At 73.0% G+C, this 17074-nt stretch carries 18 protein-coding genes; 5 read left to right on the top strand and 13 right to left on the bottom strand.

Features of this window, described 5'->3' with window-relative positions; genetic code table 11:
* Positions 1-73: 73 nt before the first annotated feature.
* From IGS69_RS31850 to IGS69_RS31825, 6 genes are all read right to left on the bottom strand, one after another.
* Entirely contained in the window at positions 74-910 is an 837-nt protein-coding gene (locus IGS69_RS31850; RefSeq protein ID WP_190903909.1) for an undecaprenyl-diphosphate phosphatase, read from the bottom strand.
* A gap of 137 nt (positions 911-1047) precedes the next feature.
* Positions 1048-1395 (bottom strand): fluoride efflux transporter CrcB, encoded by a 348-nt coding sequence (crcB, locus tag IGS69_RS31845; RefSeq protein WP_190903908.1) that lies wholly within the window; start codon positions 1393-1395, stop codon positions 1048-1050.
* Positions 1392-1772 (bottom strand): DUF190 domain-containing protein, encoded by a 381-nt coding sequence (locus tag IGS69_RS31840; protein ID WP_190903907.1) that lies wholly within the window; start codon positions 1770-1772, stop codon positions 1392-1394. Before IGS69_RS31840 ends, crcB (IGS69_RS31845) begins: the two co-directional genes overlap by 4 nt.
* A complete protein-coding gene (gene crcB / locus IGS69_RS31835) occupies positions 1769-2224 on the bottom strand; it encodes a fluoride efflux transporter CrcB (protein WP_190903906.1) in 456 nt (151 codons plus the stop codon). Before crcB (IGS69_RS31835) ends, IGS69_RS31840 begins: the two co-directional genes overlap by 4 nt.
* A gap of 194 nt (positions 2225-2418) precedes the next feature.
* Positions 2419-3378 carry an SMP-30/gluconolactonase/LRE family protein gene (locus IGS69_RS31830; RefSeq protein ID WP_190903905.1) on the bottom strand — a complete coding sequence of 320 codons (960 nt, stop codon included), beginning with the start codon at positions 3376-3378 and terminating at the stop codon, positions 2419-2421.
* A gap of 48 nt (positions 3379-3426) precedes the next feature.
* Positions 3427-3684: an ArsR/SmtB family transcription factor gene (locus IGS69_RS31825; protein ID WP_190903904.1), complete on the bottom strand. Its 258-nt coding sequence runs from the start codon at positions 3682-3684 to the stop codon at positions 3427-3429.
* 359 nt (positions 3685-4043) lie between these two features.
* On the opposite strand from IGS69_RS31825, the gene IGS69_RS31820 reads away from it, so the two are divergent.
* Positions 4044-4469 carry a MarR family winged helix-turn-helix transcriptional regulator gene (locus IGS69_RS31820; RefSeq protein WP_190903903.1) on the top strand — a complete coding sequence of 142 codons (426 nt, stop codon included), beginning with the start codon at positions 4044-4046 and terminating at the stop codon, positions 4467-4469.
* Here IGS69_RS31820 and IGS69_RS31815 read toward each other — a convergent pair.
* The 4 genes from IGS69_RS31815 to IGS69_RS31800 all read right to left on the bottom strand — a co-directional run bounded on the left by IGS69_RS31815 (position 4466) and on the right by IGS69_RS31800 (position 10368).
* On the bottom strand, positions 4466-4864 hold the full coding sequence (locus tag IGS69_RS31815) for an SseB family protein (protein ID WP_030844525.1): 399 nt from the start codon (positions 4862-4864) through the stop codon (positions 4466-4468). The two genes, IGS69_RS31820 and IGS69_RS31815, sit on opposite strands and share 4 nt — an antisense overlap.
* Before the next feature lie 353 nt (positions 4865-5217).
* Positions 5218-7428: a heavy metal translocating P-type ATPase gene (locus IGS69_RS31810; protein WP_232543693.1), complete on the bottom strand. Its 2211-nt coding sequence runs from the start codon at positions 7426-7428 to the stop codon at positions 5218-5220.
* Between the two features lie 87 nt (positions 7429-7515).
* Positions 7516-8955, bottom strand: a complete 1440-nt coding sequence (locus tag IGS69_RS31805) for an NAD-dependent succinate-semialdehyde dehydrogenase (RefSeq protein ID WP_190903902.1) — start codon at positions 8953-8955, stop codon at positions 7516-7518.
* A gap of 144 nt (positions 8956-9099) precedes the next feature.
* The gene (locus IGS69_RS31800) at positions 9100-10368 is read right to left on the bottom strand and encodes an aspartate aminotransferase family protein (RefSeq protein WP_190903901.1); all 1269 of its coding nucleotides are present in this window, start codon (positions 10366-10368) and stop codon (positions 9100-9102) included.
* A 226-nt stretch (positions 10369-10594) separates the two neighbouring features.
* Between IGS69_RS31800 and IGS69_RS31795 the strand changes: the two genes are divergently transcribed.
* The 4 genes from IGS69_RS31795 (at position 10595) to IGS69_RS31780 (ending at position 14676) form a co-directional block, all read left to right on the top strand.
* Positions 10595-12241 (top strand): PucR family transcriptional regulator, encoded by a 1647-nt coding sequence (locus tag IGS69_RS31795; protein ID WP_190903900.1) that lies wholly within the window; start codon positions 10595-10597, stop codon positions 12239-12241.
* Between the two features lie 64 nt (positions 12242-12305).
* The gene (locus IGS69_RS31790; RefSeq protein ID WP_190903899.1) at positions 12306-12911 is read left to right on the top strand and encodes an RNA polymerase sigma factor; all 606 of its coding nucleotides are present in this window, start codon (positions 12306-12308) and stop codon (positions 12909-12911) included.
* Positions 12908-13435 (top strand): hypothetical protein, encoded by a 528-nt coding sequence (locus IGS69_RS31785; RefSeq protein ID WP_190903898.1) that lies wholly within the window; start codon positions 12908-12910, stop codon positions 13433-13435. The genes IGS69_RS31790 and IGS69_RS31785 overlap by 4 nt, the downstream gene beginning before the upstream one ends.
* A complete protein-coding gene (locus IGS69_RS31780) occupies positions 13432-14676 on the top strand; it encodes an acyltransferase family protein (protein WP_232543692.1) in 1245 nt (414 codons plus the stop codon). The genes IGS69_RS31785 and IGS69_RS31780 overlap by 4 nt, the downstream gene beginning before the upstream one ends.
* On the opposite strand, the gene paaE is transcribed toward IGS69_RS31780, so the two are convergent.
* The 3 genes from paaE to paaC are packed head-to-tail and all read right to left on the bottom strand — an operon-like array spanning position 14613 to position 17064.
* Positions 14613-15728, bottom strand: coding sequence for a 1,2-phenylacetyl-CoA epoxidase subunit PaaE (gene paaE, locus IGS69_RS31775; protein WP_232543691.1), 1116 nt, complete (start codon positions 15726-15728; stop codon positions 14613-14615). The two genes, IGS69_RS31780 and paaE, sit on opposite strands and share 64 nt — an antisense overlap.
* The gene (gene paaD / locus IGS69_RS31770; protein ID WP_189593846.1) at positions 15728-16243 is read right to left on the bottom strand and encodes a 1,2-phenylacetyl-CoA epoxidase subunit PaaD; all 516 of its coding nucleotides are present in this window, start codon (positions 16241-16243) and stop codon (positions 15728-15730) included. Before paaD ends, paaE begins: the two co-directional genes overlap by 1 nt.
* On the bottom strand, positions 16237-17064 hold the full coding sequence (gene paaC / locus IGS69_RS31765; protein WP_190903897.1) for a 1,2-phenylacetyl-CoA epoxidase subunit PaaC: 828 nt from the start codon (positions 17062-17064) through the stop codon (positions 16237-16239). The genes paaD and paaC overlap by 7 nt, the downstream gene beginning before the upstream one ends.
* Positions 17065-17074 lie beyond the last annotated feature (10 nt).

Here is a 17074-nt window from a genome sequence, read left to right as displayed (position 1 = left end):
AAGGGGCGCGGGGAACTGCGCGACGAGCCACGATGGCGCCGCAGCCGGCCGACGGCGCCTCCCGGCAGACCACTCAACTGTGCAGCACCCCGGCCCCGAGCAGCCCGAACAGCAGCACACCCACCACGACCCGGTAGATCACGAACGCGTTGAAGGAGTGCTTGACGACGAACTTCAGCAGCCAGGCGATCGAGGCGTACGCCACCACGAACGACACGAGCGTGCCGGCGGCGAGCGGCGCGGCGCCGACCCCCGTGCCCAGGGCGTCCTTGAGCTCGTAGAGGCCGGCGCCGGTCAGGGCGGGGATGCCGAGGAAGAAGGAGAGGCGGGTGGCGGCGACGCGGTCCAGGTCCAGGATGAGCGCGGTGGACATGGTGGCGCCGGAGCGGGAGAAGCCGGGGAAGAGCAGGGCGAGGATCTGAGAGCTGCCGACCAGCATCGCGTCCTTGAACGAGGTGTCGTCCTCGCCGCGCTTGTGCCGGCCCACCCGGTCGGCCGCCCACATCACACCGCTGCCGGCGATCAGCGAGCCGGCGACCACCCACAGCGAGGCCAGCGGGCCCTCGATGAGCGGCTTGGCCGCGAGTCCGACGACGACGATCGGGATGGTCGCGCAGATGACCCACCAGGCGAACTTGTAGTCGTGGTGGTACCGCTCCTCACGGTCGCGCAGGCCTCTTCCCCAGGCGGACACGATCCGCACGATGTCCTTGAAGAAGTACACGAGGACCGCGGCGATCGCGCCGACCTGGATGACGGCCGAGAACCCGACCACGGCGTGGTCGTCGACGGGGATGCCCATCAGTCCCTCGACGATCTTCAGATGCCCGGTGGAGGAGACGGGCAGGAACTCGGTCACCCCCTCGACGGCTCCGAGGACGACGGCCTGACCGACGCTGATGACGCTCATGGGATCCAGTTCTGCTCGGGGGGGCGGGAGCGGAGGGGACCGTCTTACTACACCCGGACGAGAACGGATCTCATGAACGCGCCTCACAGCGCTCCACAGCACCTCTCACCGCGCGTCACAGCACCTCTCACAGCACCTCACAGACGCGCCAGTGCCGCCCCCGCGAAGGCCGCGGCGATACCGGCCGTCACACTGACCGCGACGTTGAGGGCGGCCTGCAGCCGCGCCCCGGTCTCCGCCAGCCGCAGCGTCTCGTAGGAGAACGTCGAGTATGTCGTCATGGCCCCGCACAGGCCCGTGCCGAGCAGCAGCTGGAGGTGGGTGGCGGCTCCGGTGAGCAGGCCGAGGATCAGGGAGCCGGTGACGTTCACCGTGAAGGTGCCCCAGGGGAAGACCGAGTCGTGCCGCGCCTGGACCGCCCGGTCGGTGAGGTAGCGCAGCGGGGCGCCGACCAGCGCGCCGCCGACGACCAGCAGCCAGTTCACAACGAGTTATTACCCTCCGCGTCCGTCGTGCCGGGCGTGTCGTCCCGGCCCGTGTAACGGATGACCTCGCAGGCGTCGAGTGTCACCAGCCCCTCGGTGACCAGTTCGTCGAGCTGCGGCAGGAAGGCGCGGACCCGTGGCTCGGTGTCGACGATCACCACGGCGACCGGCAGGTCCTCGCTCAGGGACAGCAGCCGCGAGGTGTGGATGAGGGAGGAGGCGCCGAAGCCCTCGATGCCGCGGAAGACGCTGGCACCCGCGAGTCCCGCCGCGTGGGCGCGGTGCACGATCTCCGAGTAGAGGGGCTTGTGGTGCCAGGTGTCGCGCTCGCCGACGAAGACGGTCAGGCGCAGGGCCCTGCCGGTCAGCCTCGTCATCGTCGCCTGCCTTTCAGGACGCGGCGGGTCGTGCCGGCCGCGAGCCACACCGCCGTGAGCGCCGCGAGCGGGGTCGCGGCGAGGTAGGCCAGCCCGGTGCCGGGACGGCCGCCGTCGATGAGTCTCTGGATGTCGACGGCGTACGTCGAGAAGGTGGTGAAGCCGCCGAGGACGCCGGTGCCGAAGAAGGGCCGGACCAGGGGGTGGGCGGTCCGGATCTCGGTGATGACCACCATGAACACGCCGATCACCGCGCAGCCCACGATGTTGATCCCGAGGGTCGTCCAGGGGAAACCGCCCGGGGGCGTGGGCCACCAGAGGGAGGCCGCGTACCGGGCGGTCGCGCCCACTCCCCCGCCGAGCGAGACGACCGCGACGACGGGCGCCTGGGCACGCCAGGGAGACGGGTGGGGGGCTGTCGCCGCGACGCGGAGGCCTTCGGGGGATGTCATGGGGTCGTCCGTCTCCTACTCGCCGGGGCCCGGGTCGTACGGGCACGTGCCGTCGCAAGTAGGGACCGTTGGCGGCGTCCTTGCCGCGGTTCGGGTACGGCGGGCCCCACCGCCGCGCCGCGACGCCCGTCACGGCCGGAGTTCAGGTTAACCCCGGGGCGGGGCGGGGTCACTCCGAGACGGGACGGTGCGGGTCACTTCGCCGCGGGCGCCTCGCAGACCGCCACGCCCCGTTCCCAGATGCTGCCGAGGATGAGGTGCCCGCCCGCTTCGCAGACGCTGGTGGGCATGCGGTAGCCGGAGCGGCTGCGGGCGAGATGGTGCACGACGCGGCCCTCGTCGTCGAAGGCCTGGACGGCGATCGTGCCGGTGGGCCGGAACGGGGCGCGTACGGCGACGCGCGCGGCGGCGGCCCGAACGCCGGGGGCGCTGCGGTGGAACCGGTCGAGGGCCGGGACGCGGGGTCCGGCGAGCGCGACCCAGATCGGGCCGTCGGGCGCGCCGCGCCAGAGGTTGTCGGGCATGCCGGGGAGGTTCTCGGCGAACGGCTCGCTCCGCCCGGCCGTCGGCCCGGTGAGCGGGACGCGCAGCAGCCGGCAGGCACCGGTCTCGGCGACGACGAGGAAGGACTCGTCCGCGCCGACGGCGATGCCGTTGGCGAACTGCAGCCCGTCCAGCACCACTTCGGGCGCGTCGGCGCCGGGGGCGAGCCGCAACAGCCGTCCCGTACCGGTGTGTTCGACGATGTCGCCGATCCACTGCTCCAGCGGGTAGCGGCGGCTGGAGACGGTGAAGTACACGCTGCCGTCGGAGAGGGCCACGGCGTTGCTGCAGAAGCGCAGCGGCTCCCCGGCCACCGAGTCGGCGAGGATCCGGACCGTGCCGTCGCCGGTGTCGACCCTCAGGAGTCCGCGCTCGGCGTCGCACACCAGCAGGTCGCCGTCCGGGAGGAGTTCGAGTCCGAGCGGCCTGCCGCCGGTCTCGGCGACCACCTCGGCGCGGGCCTCGACCGGGTCGCCGAGGGCGTCGAGCCGCAGGATGCGGCCGTCGGCGACGCCGGTGAGGACGCGGCCGCGCGGGTCGGCGACCACGTCCTCGGGGCCGGGGCCCACCGCGACGTAGTGGCGGGGTACGAGTGCCGTGGGACGGTCCATTGCGCGCGTGTCCTCCAACCTCTGGGCGATACCGGTGTACCGGATCGCCTACCAGCCCTTCTCGAACATCCGGGCGACTTCGGCGATCCGCATGTCGTCGCGGTGGTAGCGCACCCGGCCCGCGGACCTGCTGGTGCGCAGCATGCCGGTGGCCTCCAGCAGCCGCAGATGGCTGACGGCGACCGGGCGCGGCAGCGAGAACCGCTCGGCGACGGCGTCCGCGGTGACACCGTCCGCCGCGGGACCGGGTTCCTTCAGCCAGGCCAGGATGCGCAGCCGCGTCTCGTCCGTGGGTGTCCTCAGCATGTCGTGCCCCTGCCTCGCGGCTTCGCCCTCTCACCGGGTCTTCCCACTGTCTCGCAGCCGAAGCCGCCGCGTCCGGGCTTCGGCATCGTTGACCGATACCGAACTGCCCTGCCGGGGAGCGGAGTTCGGACGGATGAGCGACGAGGAGGCGGGGCCGGCCCCGCCCCCGTGTACTCAGCGGTGCCGGAACCAGGACGTCGACGCGAGCGCCTGGTCCGGCCTCATGGCGCAGGGCGTGCGGACCTGGGAGGTCGGCGTAGGGCTCGGGAGCGGGAGCCGCGAGACGGTGGCCCGGGGGCTCTCGGAGCCCGTAGTCGATGCACGGTCATTGAACCCTGCACCGGTGTTACCGTTCCCCTATGGCGTCGAAAACGGCTGGTGGGCGGCTCGAGGACCGGTGGCGGGACATCCTGTCGGCGCACGCGCGCACGATGTGCGAGATCGACCGGGCGCTGCATCCGCACGGTCTCGGCGCCTCCGACTTCGAGGTGCTGGACATGCTCGCGACCGCGGCGCCCGAGGAGGGCGAGCAGTGCCGGGTGCAGAACCTCGTGGGGCGGGTCCACCTCAGTCAGAGCGCGCTGTCACGGCTGATCGCCCGGCTGGAGAAGGACGGGCTGGTGACGCGGTCCGTCTGCGCGGAGGACCGGCGGGGAGTGTGGGTCTCTCTGACGTCCAAGGGCCGTGATCTGCACGCCGAGGTGCTGCCGTTGCAGCGGGCAGCCCTGTCCCGGACGCTGGGCGGGGAGCCGCCCAGGCCCGGATCGGGTCGGCCGCCCCGCTAGCGGGCCAGCAGGGTGCGGACTCCCTCCGAGGTCAGCGTCAGGCGGTGCTCGGAGCTGCCGTCGATGGTGAGCGACAGGTCGTCGGCCGGCCACTGTGCGGCGAGGGCGCCGAGCGGCACCAGGCGGTAGCGGGAAACGAACGGCAGCAGCCCGGCCATCTCCACCTCCGAGGTGAACACGGGCACCACCGGTTCGCCGCCCGGCTGCTCCAGCACCGGCAGCGCCACCGCCGAGGGATTGGCGGCGTCGGAGTCGTTGGCGTCGTCGGGCACGGGGATGAGCACGTCGCTGTTGGCGAGCGCGTCCAGAGCCGCCGTGTCCTCGGTGTTCTCGGCGAGGACGTCCAGAGCCCGCTGGGCGGGCGTGGGCGTGGGGTCGTTTGCGGGTGTCTCCATGGCAGATTCCCTGGTAGCGGCGGTCGTGCGGCCCGCCCGGGCATGATCCGGCCCGGATGCGGTCCTGCTCGCGTACCCGAACGGGAACGGGGCAACCCTGGTGGATCTTCGGGGTTGGTGGGAGCACCGGGGAGATCGTGTGGGGCCGGGGTGTCCCCCGGGCGTCCCGGTGTGCCCGGGGTGTCCCCTGTGCCCCCGAGGTGCCGCGGGATGTTGAGGGCGACTCCCGCACCGGTGCCCGCAAGGCCACCGAGCACCTCCTCGCCCTCGCCCACACGACCGCCACTCTCGTGCCCAGGGACCTGGTGACGCGGGCCGGCAGCGGCCCGCACCGGTGCTCCGAGGGGCGTGCGTCAGCTGCTTCCCCCGGCGGCGGCCCGCTGCCAGGCCCCCTCCCTCAGCAGCCGCAGCCCGTTCAGGCCGACCAGGACCGTGGAGCCCTCGTGGCCCGCGACGCCCAGCGGCAGCGGCAGCTCACCGGCCAGGTCCCAGACGACCAGTCCGGCGATGAACACCCCGGCGATCACGAGGTTCTGCACGACCAGCGTGCGTGCGCGGCGGGACAGGGCGACGGTGGCGGGGACCGCGGCGAGTTCGTCGCGCACGACGACGGCGTCCGCGGTCTCCAGGGCCAGGTCGGAGCCGGCCCGGCCCATGGCGATCCCGGTGTGCGCGGCGGCCAGGGCGGGCGCGTCGTTGACGCCGTCCCCGACGACCAGCACCTTGCGGCCCGTGCTCTCCATCTCCCGGACGGCGTCCAGCTTGTCCTGCGGCAGCAGCCCGGCGCGCACGTCGTCGATGCCCGCCTCGGCGGCGAGATGTGCGGCGGCCCGGGGGTTGTCGCCGGTGAGGAGCACGGGGGCGCTGCCGGTGAGCCGGGCGAGGGAGGCGACCGTGGCGGCGGCGTCCGGGCGCAGCCGGTCGGCGATGCCGAGCAGTCCGGCGGGGATGCCGTCGACGACGACCAGGACGGCGGTACGGCCGGACTCCTCCAGTTCCCCGACCATGCGGTGGGACTCGTCCAGGTACGCGGCCGTGCGGTGGGACTCCTCCGTTTCCGCGGCCGCGCCGACCGCGGCGTCCGATTCCGCGGCCATGCCGACTGCGGCGTCCGATTCCGTGGGCATGCCAACTGCGGCGTCCGATTCCGCGGCCATGCCGACTGCGGCGTCCGATTCCGCGGCCGTGCCGACTGCGGCGTCGTCCGATTCCGCGGCCATGCCGACTGCGGCATCCGGCTCCGCGGCCATGCCGTCGCGGGCGTCCAGCAGCCGGGCGGGCGCGCCCACCGCGACCGTGCGGCCGTCGACGACGGCGGTGACTCCCACGCCCGGTGCGGACGTGAAGTCCCGCGCCTCGGGCAGGTCGAGTCCGCGTTCGCGGGCCGCGTCCGCCACCGCCCGGGCCAGCGGGTGCTCACTGGGCCGCTCGGCGGCGGCCGCCAGTGTCAGCAACTCCCGTTCGTCCAGGCCGGATCCGGGCAGCGGCCGCACGTCGGTGACGCGCGGGCTGCCCTCGGTGAGCGTGCCGGTCTTGTCCAGGGCGACCGCGTCCACCTGGCCGATCCGCTCCATCACCACGGCCGACTTCACCAGCACGCCGTGCCGCCCGGCGTTGGCGATGGCCGACAGCAGGGGCGGCATGGTGGCCAGCACGACCGCGCACGGGGAGGCGACGATCATGAACGTCATGGCGCGCAGCAGCGCGTCGGTGAGCTGCGCGCCGAAGGCCAGCGGCACCAGGAAGACGGCCAGGGTCGCGGCCACCATGCCCAGCGAGTAGCGCTGTTCGACCTTCTCGATGAACAGCTGCGTGGGTGCCTTGGTCTCGGACGCCTCCTGCACCATGCGGACGATGCGGGCGATCACCGAGTCGGAGGCGTCTCGCTGGACCCGGACGCGCAGCGAGCCGGTGCCGTTGAGGGTGCCCGCGAAGACCTCGTCGCCCCGCTCCTTCGGCACCGGCAGCGGCTCGCCGGTGATGGTCGCCTGGTCCATCTCGCTCGCCCCGTCCAGCACCCGGCCGTCGGCGCCCACGCGCTCCCCGGGGCGTACGAGGACGATGTCCCCGACCGTCAACTCCTCCACCGCGACAGTCTGTTCACCGCCGTCGGGGCTCAGGCGGGTGGCCGTCGCGGGGGCCAGGTCGAGCAGCCCCCGGACGGAGTCGGCGGTGCGGGCCGTGGCCAGTGCCTCCAGCGCTCCCGAGGTGGCGAAGATGACGATGAGCAGCGCGCCGTCCATGACCTGCCCGATCGCGGCGGCACCCAGCGCGGCGACGACCATCAGCAGGTCGACGTCGAGCGTGCGGTCCTTGAGCGCCTTGAGCCCGTCCCACCCCGGCTCCCATCCCCCCGTGACGTACGACAGGGCGTACAGCGGTCCCCATGTCCAGGCCGGGGCGCCGGTCAGCTGCAAGGGCAGCGCGAGCAGGAAGAGGACGGTGGCCGCGGCGGCCCAGCGCGCCTCGGGGAGGGCGAGGACACGGGTACGCCGCCGGGGCAAGGTCCCGGGACGCTCGGGCTGCCGCCGTTCGACCGGCCGAGGCGTGAGCGTGGAGGTCATGAGGGTCCTTCAGGCGGGGGCGCGTTCCGCCCTCACCATACAGGAACACATGAAGACTCATTCATGCCTTCATATGAGGGCCCCGCTTCATCGCACGGGCACGGCCACGTACTGGTACTCCAGGAACTCCTCGATCCCGACCCGGCCGCCCTCACGCCCGAGTCCGGACTGCTTGACCCCGCCGAAGGGGGCCGCCGGGTTGGAGACGAGGCCGGTGTTGAGGCCGACCATGCCCACTTCCAGGCGTTCGCTGACGCGCAGGCCGCGATCGAGCCCCTGGGTGAAGACGTAACCGACGAGCCCCCAGGGGGTGTCGTTGGCCCGGCGCAGGACCTCTTCCTCGTCGTCGAAGGTGAGGATCGCGGCGACCGGGCCGAAGATCTCCGTGTCCATCAGACGGCTCCCGGGATCGACACCGGCCAGCACGGTCGGCGGATAGAAGTTGCCCGGCCCTTCCGGCCTTCGACCTCCCACGAGCACCTCGGCGCCGCGCTCCACCGCGTCGGCGACGAGCTCCTCCACCTTGGCGCGTCCGGTGGCGTCGATCAGCGGGCCGACGTCCACGCCGTCGCGGGTGCCGGGCCCCACCACGAGCGCGCCCATCCGCTCGGCGAGCCGCCGCCCGAACTCCTCGGCCACCGACCGGTGCACGAAGAAGCGGTTCGCGGCCGTGCAGGCCTCGCCCATGTTGCGCATCTTGGCGACCATCGCACCGTCCACGGCCGCGTCGAGGTCGGCGTCGTCGAAGACGATGAAGGGGGCGTTGCCGCCCAGCTCCATCGAGGTGCGTACGACGGTGTCGGCACACTGGGCCAGCAGGATGCGGCCCACGGCGGTGGAGCCGGTGAAGGACAGCTTGCGGATCCGGCCGCCGCGCAGCAGCGGCTCGCACACCTCGCCGGCGCGGGAGGTGGTGACGACGTTCAGCACCCCGTCCGGCAGGCCCGTCTCCTGGAGGATCCCGGCCAGCGCGAGGCTGGACAGCGGGGTCTGCGGGGCGGGCTTGAGGATCATCGTGCAGCCCGCCGCGATGGCCGGGCCGATCTTGCGGGTGCCCATGGCCAGCGGGAAGTTCCACGGGGTGACCAGCAGGCACGGGCCGACCGGGCGACGGGAGAGCAGCATGCGGTTGCGGCCGTCGGGCAGCAGACCGCAGCCGCCGTCGATCCGCACGGCCTCCTCGGAGAACCAGCGGAAGAACTCGGCCGCGTAGGCCACCTCGCCCCGGGCCTCGGCGAGCGGCTTGCCCATCTCGGAGGTCATCAGATGGGCCAGCTCGTCGGTGCGGTCCAGGATGATCTCGTGTGCGCGGCGCAGGATTTCACTACGTGCCCGGGGCGCGGTGCGGGCCCAGTCCGCCTGGGCCTGGACGGCCGCCTCCTCCGCGAGCCGGGCGTCCTTGGGGCCGGCGTCGGCGACGTGGCAGAGGATCTCACCGGTGGCGGGGTCGTCGACGGGCATGGTGGCACCGTCCGCGGCGTCCACCCAGGCTCCGCCGATGAACAACTGAGTCAGTACCTCGGTCATGTCGTCTCTCCTGGTTGATCGGCGGGGTAGCGGAGGCGTCGTAGGCGTAGGGGCCGGTGGCCCCCGGGCCGGTCTCCACCCGCGGACCGGGCGCGAACTCGGCGGCACGGGCCATGAGACCGGCCAGGTCGCGGGTGGCGGTGGTCATCGGGCCCCGGATCCCGACGTGCCTGCCTCGACCGCGTTCGTCCAGGCCTGGAGACCCTCGTCGACGCCCGTCTCGTCGATCACGAGTGCCGGGATCATGCGGACGACCTGGTTCCAGGCGCCGCACAGCAGCAGGAGCAGGCCCTCGTCGACGGCGGCGCGCTGGACGCGGGCGGCGGTCTCCGGGTCGGGGTCGCCGTCCTCGGTGACGAACTCGGTGGCGAGCATGAGACCGAGGCCGCGGACGTCGCCGATGCCCGGGGTTCGGTCGGCGACGGCTTCCAGTCCCTGGCGGAGCCTCTTGCCCATCGCCTCGGCGTTCTCCACGAGCTTCTCGTCGCGTACGACGTCCAGCGTCGCGCAGGCTGCGGCGCAGGCGACGGCGTTGGCGCCGTACGTGCCGCCCTGCGAGCCGGGCCATGCCCTGGCCATCAGTTCCTCGGAGGCGGCGATGCCGGAGAGGGGGAAGCCGCTGGCCAGGCCCTTGGCGGTGACGAGGATGTCGGGGGTGACGCCGAAGTGGTCGTGGCCCCAGAAGCGGCCGGTGCGGCCGACGCCGGTCTGCACCTCGTCGAGGATCAGGAGGAAGCCGTGCCGGTCCGCCCGCTCGCGCAGGCCTTCCAGGAAGGCGCGGTTCGCGGGGACGTAGCCGCCCTCGCCGAGCACCGGCTCGACGATGATCGCCGCCGTGTCGGCGGGCGAGGAGATCGTCTGGAGGGTGTAGTCGAGCTCCTTGAGGGCGAAGCGCGTCGCCGTCTCCTCGTCCCAGCCGTAGCGGTAGGCGGTCGGGAAGGGGGTGACGACCACGCCGCTCATCAGCGGGGAGAACCCGGAGCGGAAGCGGATGCCGGAGGTGGTCATGGAGGCGGCGGCGACCGTACGGCCGTGGAAGCCGCCGTGGCAGACGACGACGTTCGGCCGGCCGGTCGCCTGGCGGGCCAGCCGCAGTGCCGACTCGACGGCCTCGCTGCCGGAGTTGGTGAAGAACAGACTGTCCAGGCCGGCCGGCAGCACCTCGCCCAGCTTGTCGACGAGGCGGCGCAGCGGCTGGTGCATCACGGTCGTGTACTGGCCGTGGATCAGCGTGCCCACCTGCTCCTGCGCCGCCGCCACGACCTTGGGGTGACAGTGCCCGGTGCTGGTGACGCCGATGCCGGCGGTGAAGTCGAGGTAGCGGCGGCCGTCCTCACCGTAGAGGTGGACGCCCTCGCCCCGGGCCGCCACGACGGGCGTGGCCTGGCGAAGGTGCGGCGACAGTGCGGTCATGGTGTCTCCCGGCCGTACGACGAGGTGTGGTTGCGTGGCTCAGCTCCGGTGCCGAGCATCCAAGCCGCGGCGGCGCCCGACAACGCGTGATGTGTCCGGCCGGAACCCGTTGTTCGGACGTTGTGTCAACCGCCGGACCCCCCGGGCACCCCCTGTCCCACCCGTGAACCGCTCTTGCGCAGGTCAGCCCCGCTTGTCAGAGTGACCGGGCACGCAGGGAGGCACCGTGAACCAGCACCCCCCGACGGCCGGCCCTGATCCCGCCCCCGCCGGTCGCGCACCCACCCTCGCCGACGTCCTGGCCCTGCCGGTCCTGGCCGCCGGACAGCCCCAAGTCGTCACGGGACTGGCTCAGTTGGACCAGCCGGTGCGCTGGGTGCACATCACCGAGCTGACGGACCCGGCCTCCTTCCTCAAGGGCGGCGAGCTGGTCCTGACCACCGGCATGCCGCTGCCCGAGGACGCAGCGGGCGTCCGCCGGTACGTCGACGAACTCACCGAAGTGGGAGCGGCCGCCCTGGTCATCGAACTCGTACGGCGCTACCACCGGCCGCCCGACGCCCTCGTGCAGGCCTGCCGGGCCCGGGGACTCCCCCTGGTCACCCTCGCCCGGGACGTCAACTTCCTGGAGGTCACCCAGGTCGTGCACGCGCTGATCCTCGGCAACCAGGCCGACGCGATGCGGCGGACGCAGCGGATCCACGAGGCGTTCACAGCCCTGACGCTGCGTGGGGCGGGGCCGCAGGAGGTGGTGCGCGCGGCGGCGGAGATGAGCGGCCGGACGGTCGTGCTGGAGAACCTGGTGCACCAGGCACTGATCTGCGAGCCGTCGGGGAGCACGGTGGAGGAGGCGCTCGGGGACTGGGAGCGGCGCTCCCGGGCGGCCGAGCCCGGCGACCGCACGGAGGTGGGCGGCCCGGAGGGGTGGCTCACCGCGCCCGTCTCCTACCAGGGGGAACGCTGGGGGCGTCTGGCGATGCTGCCCGCCGCCGGGGCGCCCTTCGGTCCGGAGCACGTCACCGTCCTGGAGCGGACGGCGATGGCCCTGACCGTGGCCCGGCTCATCCACTCCACGCCGTGGGAGCACACGGCCCACCGCACCGTCCTGCGGGAGCTGGCGGAGCAGCGCCACCACTCCGCCGAGGACGTCCGCGCCCGCTGCGCCGCGCTGGGGCTGCCCACGGAGGCCGTCTTCGTGGCGGTCCTCGTGGATCCGGGTCCCGGCGGGGAGGACGCGGAGCCGGAAGCCCGGCTGCACCGGGAGCTGAGGTCGACCGGGGTCCCGGCCCTGGTCGGCGAGCTCTCCCCCGGCCGTCTCGGCGTCCTGCTGGCCCTGCGCCCCGACCGGCCCTGGCGGCCCGTGGCCGAACGGCTGAGCCGCACCGCGCTGGCGCTGGCCCCGGAGGCGATCATCGGCGCCGGCTCGGAGGTGGCGGACCTCGCCGACACCGCACGTTCCTTCCGGGAGGCGGCCCGGGTCATAGAGGCCACCCCGCCCGGCCAGGCCCTGCCCGCGGACCGCTCCTTCCACGAGCTGCCGGACATCGACCTGCGCCGGCTGCTGTACGCGCTGCGCGAGGACACCCGGATCCAGGACTACACGGAGCGGCGGCTGAGCCGGCTCGTCGACCACGACACCCGGCACGGCACCGATCTGCTGGCGACCCTGGGCCACTACCTCGACGCCGCCGGCAACAAGACCACGGCGGCCCGTCGCGGCGGCCTGTCCAGGGAGACCATGTACCAGCGCCTGCGCACCATCGAGCGTCTCCTCGACACCGACCTCGAATCCGGTGACCGCCGCACGGAACTCCACGTGGCGCTCACGGCGTTGCGGGTGCTGCGCGCCGGCCGGGGAGCCCGCCCCCTGTAACGCTTTTCGCGTTCCGTTCCAAGAACAAGTGACAGGCACCTGTCGACGAGAAGGGGAGACACGTGTGGACGACGCGGAACGGTTACGGAGTGGGCCCGCTGCGACGGTCGGTGACCCGCGGCTCTTCGAGGAGTTCTACCGGCGCCATGTCGACGCGGTGCTGCGTTTCGTGGCCCGCCGGGTGGACGACCCGCACACGGCGGCCGACCTGACGGCCGAGATATTCCTCGCCGTCCTCGACTCGGCCGGCACGTACCGGCCGCGCCTCGGCAGCGAGACCGCATGGCTGTACGGCATCGCCCGCAACGTGGTGTCGTCGGAGCGTCGCCGGGTCGCCCGGGAGACCGCACGCGATCTGCGCATCTCGGGGCGGCGGTTGCTGGAGCCCGACGACATCGCCCGCATCGAGGACAAGCTCGACGCGGAGAGCCCCGGGCGGCGCGTCCTGGACGCGCTGTCGAGGTTGCCCGAGGGCGAGCGGGCCGTCATGGAACTGATCGCGGTCGACCAGCTCACGGTCACCGAGGCCGCGGCCGCGCTGGGCATCCGCCAGGTCACGGCCCGGGTCCGGCTGCACCGGGCGCGCAAGGCGCTGCGCGAGGAGACGGACCGCCGGACCGCTCGGTCGGCGGAGGGATCGCTGGTGTACGTGGCGAGGGGGGAAGCATGACGACGAGGTTCGAGGACCGGCTGCTCGGTGAGCTGAAGAGGGAGATCGAGCTGCGCGGGGCCGGGGCCGGGGCCGGGGCGGACCCGGGCAGGGTGACGGATGCGGTGCGTCGCTGGTTCGCCCCGCGCCGGATCGCCGTGGTGGTGGCGGCCTGTGCCGCGGCGTGGGCCGCCGCGGTGGTGGTGCCCGGCTCGCCCGCCGAGTCCAGCGCGTTCGCGGTGGAGCGCCACGACAACGGCAGTATCGAACTCACCGTCAAGCAGGGCTTCGGCATCGACGACCAACTGGAACTCGCGGAACGCGTGCGCCCGTGGGGCATCCACGTGGACGTGGTCGCTCCCCAGGACGCGTGCAGCTCGTGGGACATCCCCCGGGTCATGGTTCTCACCGCCGAGGGCGACCCCATCCGCGCCTGGCCCGTCACCCTGCGCCGGGGCAGCACGCTGGTGATCGAGAACTCCTGGGGCGAGCCGGTGCCCAGGGACGAGATCGAGTACTACGAGGTGCGGCCCTGCACACGGTGAGCGCGCGGCTGGGCTGGCTCGACGCGTTGCGTGGACTGGCCGCGCTCGTCGTGGTGTTCGACCACTCGTCGCACACCTTCATGCCGGATTTCCGGGCGGAGCTGATGCCGCAGTTCAACACCAGCCGCTACGGCATCATGGTGTTCTTCCTGGTCAGCGGATACATCATCCCGGCATCGCTGGAACGCCGGGGCTGTGTACGGACGTTCTGGATCGGCCGCGTCTTCCGGGTGTACCCGCTGTGGGCGGCCGTCGTCACGGTCCTGGTTGCCGTCGACCTCCTGGGGCTCTCCACGGTGCGGGACTTCGGTTCGCAGAGTCCGGTCGCCGTGGCCGTCGCGCACGTCACCATGCTCCAGGAGCTCCTGGGGACGCCCAATGCCCTGCTCGTCCTCTGGACGCTCTCGTACGAGATGTGCTTCTACCTGCTGGTCGTCGCGCTCTTCACGGTGCGGCTGCACCAGCGGTCGTCGGCGGTCGCGATCGCCTTGGCGGTCCTCGCGGGAGTGAGCGCGACGGCGGGTGCCGTACTGCCGGTTTCCGCGCTGTCCGGCCTGGTCGGCACCGGCCCGCTGATCGCCTTCGCGGCGGCCGCCATGGGGGCGGCCCTGTGCTGTGCGAGCTCGGGCTCACCCGGGCCGCGGGTGTTCGGGGGTGTGCTGGGCGGGGCGCTGGGGCTCGTGCTCGTCGCGTTCAACGGCACGGTCCCGTTGTGGGAGGGCCTGGTGATCCTCGCCGTCATGTTCCTCGGCACCGCGGTCCATCGTGCCGAGCGAGGGCTTGGCACCTGGCGCCGCGCGGGAGGCACCGCCGTAGTGGTGGTCGCCTGTGCCGTGGGAAGTGCCTACCGGTACGGCGACGGCCACCACTTCACACGGCGCGGCTGGATCACGGCGTTCCTGCTGGCCGTGCTCACCTTCGCGGCGGGATGGGCGTGGCGCGACCGGCGCGTACCGCGACCGCTGACCGGCCTGGGAGCGGTCAGCTACTCGGTCTACCTGGTGCATCCGGTGCTGCTCGCGGTGATCGACGGCACCGCCGGACGCAGGCACGACGACCACGCCGGGCTCGAAGTGGCCTTCTTCGCCCTCCTGTTGCCCTTGTGCGTACTGACCCACCGGTATGTCGAGATGCCTGGTCAGGCCTGTGGCCGCCGGCTTGCCCGCCGTCCGCGGGCTCAGGTGTCGAAGTCCACCGTCAGCTCCTCGGACACCGGGAACGACTGGCAGGTGAGGACGTAGCCGGCGTCGACCTCGGACGGTTCGAGGGCGAAGTTGCGGCGCATGTCGGCCTTGCCGTCGGTGACCAGGGCGCGGCAGGTGCCGCAGACGCCGCCCTTGCAGGCGAAGGGCAGGTCGGGGCGGGTCTGCTGGGCGCCTTCGAGGATGGTCCGTTCGCGGGGCAGGGCCGAGGTGGTGGAGCGGCCGTCGAGGGTGACGGTGACCTGGCTGACGGGGCCGGTGGGGCCGGTCTCGGCGTGATGGACCTCGCGGACGGGCTCGTCGTCGGCGTAGAAGAGCTCCTGGTGGACGCGGTCGGCGGGCACGTCGAGGCCGGCGAGGACCTCCTGGGCGGCGCGGACCATGCCGTGCGGGCCGCACAGCCACCAGTGGTCGGCGGACTCCACGTCGACCAGGGCGTCGACGAGGGCGGAGAGCCGCTGGGCGTCGAGGCGGCCGGAGAGCACCTCGGCCTCGCGGGGCTCGCGGGACAGGACGTGGGCGAGCTGGAACCGCGTCGGGTAGAGGTCCTTCAGGTCGGCGAGGTCGTCGGCGAACATCACCGTGCCGGTACGGCGGTTGCCGTAGAGGAGGGTGACGCGCGAGCGGGAGTCGGAGGCCAGGACGGACTCGGCGATGGAGACCATGGGTGTGATGCCGGAGCCTGCGGCGATCAGGACGTGGTGGCCGTGGGTGGTGAGGTCGGGGGTGAAGGCGCCGGTGGGTGCCATCACCTCGACGGTGTCACCGGGGCGTACGTCCCGCACGAGCCAGGAGGAGAACAGGCCGCCCGGCACCACGCGGACGCCGATGCGCGGGGTGGTGCCGGCGGGGGCGCAGATCGAGTAGGAGCGGCGCTCGTCCCGGCCGTCGATGTCGCGGCGCAGGGTGAGGGACTGGCCGGGCATGAAGGCGAACTCCTCGGCCAGGTCGGCCGGGATGTCGAAGCTGACGGCTGCCGCGTCCTCGCACAGCGGGTCCACGGCGGCGACCCGCAGGGAGTGGAAGACCGGACGTCGGCGGGCACGCGCGCGTGCCGCCGGGGCGGGGGCCGGCTCCATCAGGTCCTCCATCAGATCTCCTTGACGTACTCGAACGGCTCGCGGCAGGCGAGGCAGCGCCACAGGGACTTGCAGGACGTGGCGCCGAAGCGGGAGGTCTCCTCGGTGTCGGGGTGACCGCAGCGGGGGCAGGGCACGGAGCGGCGGGTCGGCGACAGCACGAGCGGGACGGGGCCGGCGGCACGCGCGGGCGCGGCGCCGGGCGGGGCGATGCCGTGCTCGGCGAGCTTGCGCCGGCCGTCCGCCGTGATCCAGTCGCTGCTCCACGGCGGGTCGAGGACCGTGCGGATCTCCACGCGCTCGTACCCGGCCTCGCGCAGCCGGGCGGCCACGCCGGCGCGCATCTCCGCCATCGCCGGGCAGCCCGAGTAGGTCGGGGTGAGGCTCGCGACCACCGTGCCGTCCGGAGCCAGGCTCACCTCGCGCAGCACCCCGAGGTCGGCCAGGGTGAGCATGGGCAGTTCGGGGTCCGGCACCTGCTCGGCGATACGCCGGGCCCTTCGCTCGTCCAGGAGTGCCGTCACCATGTCGCCTCCGGGTGGGCGCGGGCGATGCCCTGCAACTCTGCGAGCAGCGGGGCGAGATGCCCGGTGTGCTCCCCGGTGCGGCCCGAGCCGGGCAGCGGGCGGTAGACGGGCATGGGCAGCCCTGCCGCCTCGGTGACCTGGCGCAGCACGGCGACGACCTCGTCCCGGACGTCGTACGCCGTGAACAGCTCGCCCAGGTAGGGCGCGACCTGCTCCTGTGCCCTGCGCATCCGGCGGTGCGACTCATCGGTGCCGTCGCCCAGGCGCACGGCCCACTCGGCCGCGTACTGGCGGTGGTAGGCCAGCTCCTTCACGCCCTTGGCGGCGATGGCCGCGAGTACCGGGTCGCGGTGTGCGGTGAGCCGCTCGAAGTGCGCGAGGCGCCAGCTGGCGAACACCAGCAGCCGCACGATCGAGAACGCGAAGTCGCCGCACGGCAGTTCGGCCAGGCGTACGTTGCGGAAGTCGCCGGCGTCGCGGAAGTAGGCGAAGGCGTCCTCGTCGCGGCCGGTGCCGTCGGCCTGGCCCGCGCGGGAGTAGAGCAGCCGGGCCTGGCCGAGCAGGTCGAGCCCGATGTTGGCCAGCGCGACCTCCTCCTCCAGCTCGGGGGCGCGGGTGGTCCACTCGGCGAGCCGCTGGGCCGAGACCAGGGCGTCGTCGGCCAGGGTGACGCACAGGGCCGCCAGTTCACCGGCGTCCACGTCGTCGGGCACGGCGGTGTCGACGCCGTGCAGGGGGTCCTCGAAGCCGGTGCCGTAGGCCCAGCGGGTGTCGTCGTCGTGTCCCTCGGCGAGGGTCATGTAGACGTGGTCGTCGCTCATGCCCTCTCCT

This window comes from Streptomyces tuirus, from assembly GCF_014701095.1.
Taxonomy (GTDB): Bacteria; Actinomycetota; Actinomycetes; order Streptomycetales; family Streptomycetaceae; genus Streptomyces; species Streptomyces tuirus.
This window is presented reverse-complemented; position numbering and strand designations above follow the sequence as displayed.

Coding starts and splice junctions, on each gene's coding strand:
- IGS69_RS31850 (WP_190903909.1), bottom strand. CDS start 910: ATGAGCGTCATCAGCGTCGGTCAGGCCGTCGTCCTCGGAGCCGTCGAG.
- IGS69_RS31840 (WP_190903907.1), bottom strand. CDS start 1,772: ATGACGAGGCTGACCGGCAGGGCCCTGCGCCTGACCGTCTTCGTCGGC.
- crcB (WP_190903906.1), bottom strand. CDS start 2,224: ATGACATCCCCCGAAGGCCTCCGCGTCGCGGCGACAGCCCCCCACCCG.
- IGS69_RS31830 (WP_190903905.1), bottom strand. CDS start 3,378: ATGGACCGTCCCACGGCACTCGTACCCCGCCACTACGTCGCGGTGGGC.
- IGS69_RS31825 (WP_190903904.1), bottom strand. CDS start 3,684: ATGCTGAGGACACCCACGGACGAGACGCGGCTGCGCATCCTGGCCTGG.
- IGS69_RS31820 (WP_190903903.1), top strand. CDS start 4,044: ATGGCGTCGAAAACGGCTGGTGGGCGGCTCGAGGACCGGTGGCGGGAC.
- IGS69_RS31815 (WP_030844525.1), bottom strand. CDS start 4,864: ATGGAGACACCCGCAAACGACCCCACGCCCACGCCCGCCCAGCGGGCT.
- IGS69_RS31810 (WP_232543693.1), bottom strand. CDS start 7,428: ATGACCTCCACGCTCACGCCTCGGCCGGTCGAACGGCGGCAGCCCGAG.
- IGS69_RS31805 (WP_190903902.1), bottom strand. CDS start 8,955: ATGACCGAGGTACTGACTCAGTTGTTCATCGGCGGAGCCTGGGTGGAC.
- IGS69_RS31800 (WP_190903901.1), bottom strand. CDS start 10,368: ATGACCGCACTGTCGCCGCACCTTCGCCAGGCCACGCCCGTCGTGGCG.
- IGS69_RS31785 (WP_190903898.1), top strand. CDS start 12,908: ATGACGACGAGGTTCGAGGACCGGCTGCTCGGTGAGCTGAAGAGGGAG.
- paaE (WP_232543691.1), bottom strand. CDS start 15,728: ATGGAGGACCTGATGGAGCCGGCCCCCGCCCCGGCGGCACGCGCGCGT.
- paaD (WP_189593846.1), bottom strand. CDS start 16,243: ATGGTGACGGCACTCCTGGACGAGCGAAGGGCCCGGCGTATCGCCGAG.
- paaC (WP_190903897.1), bottom strand. CDS start 17,064: ATGAGCGACGACCACGTCTACATGACCCTCGCCGAGGGACACGACGAC.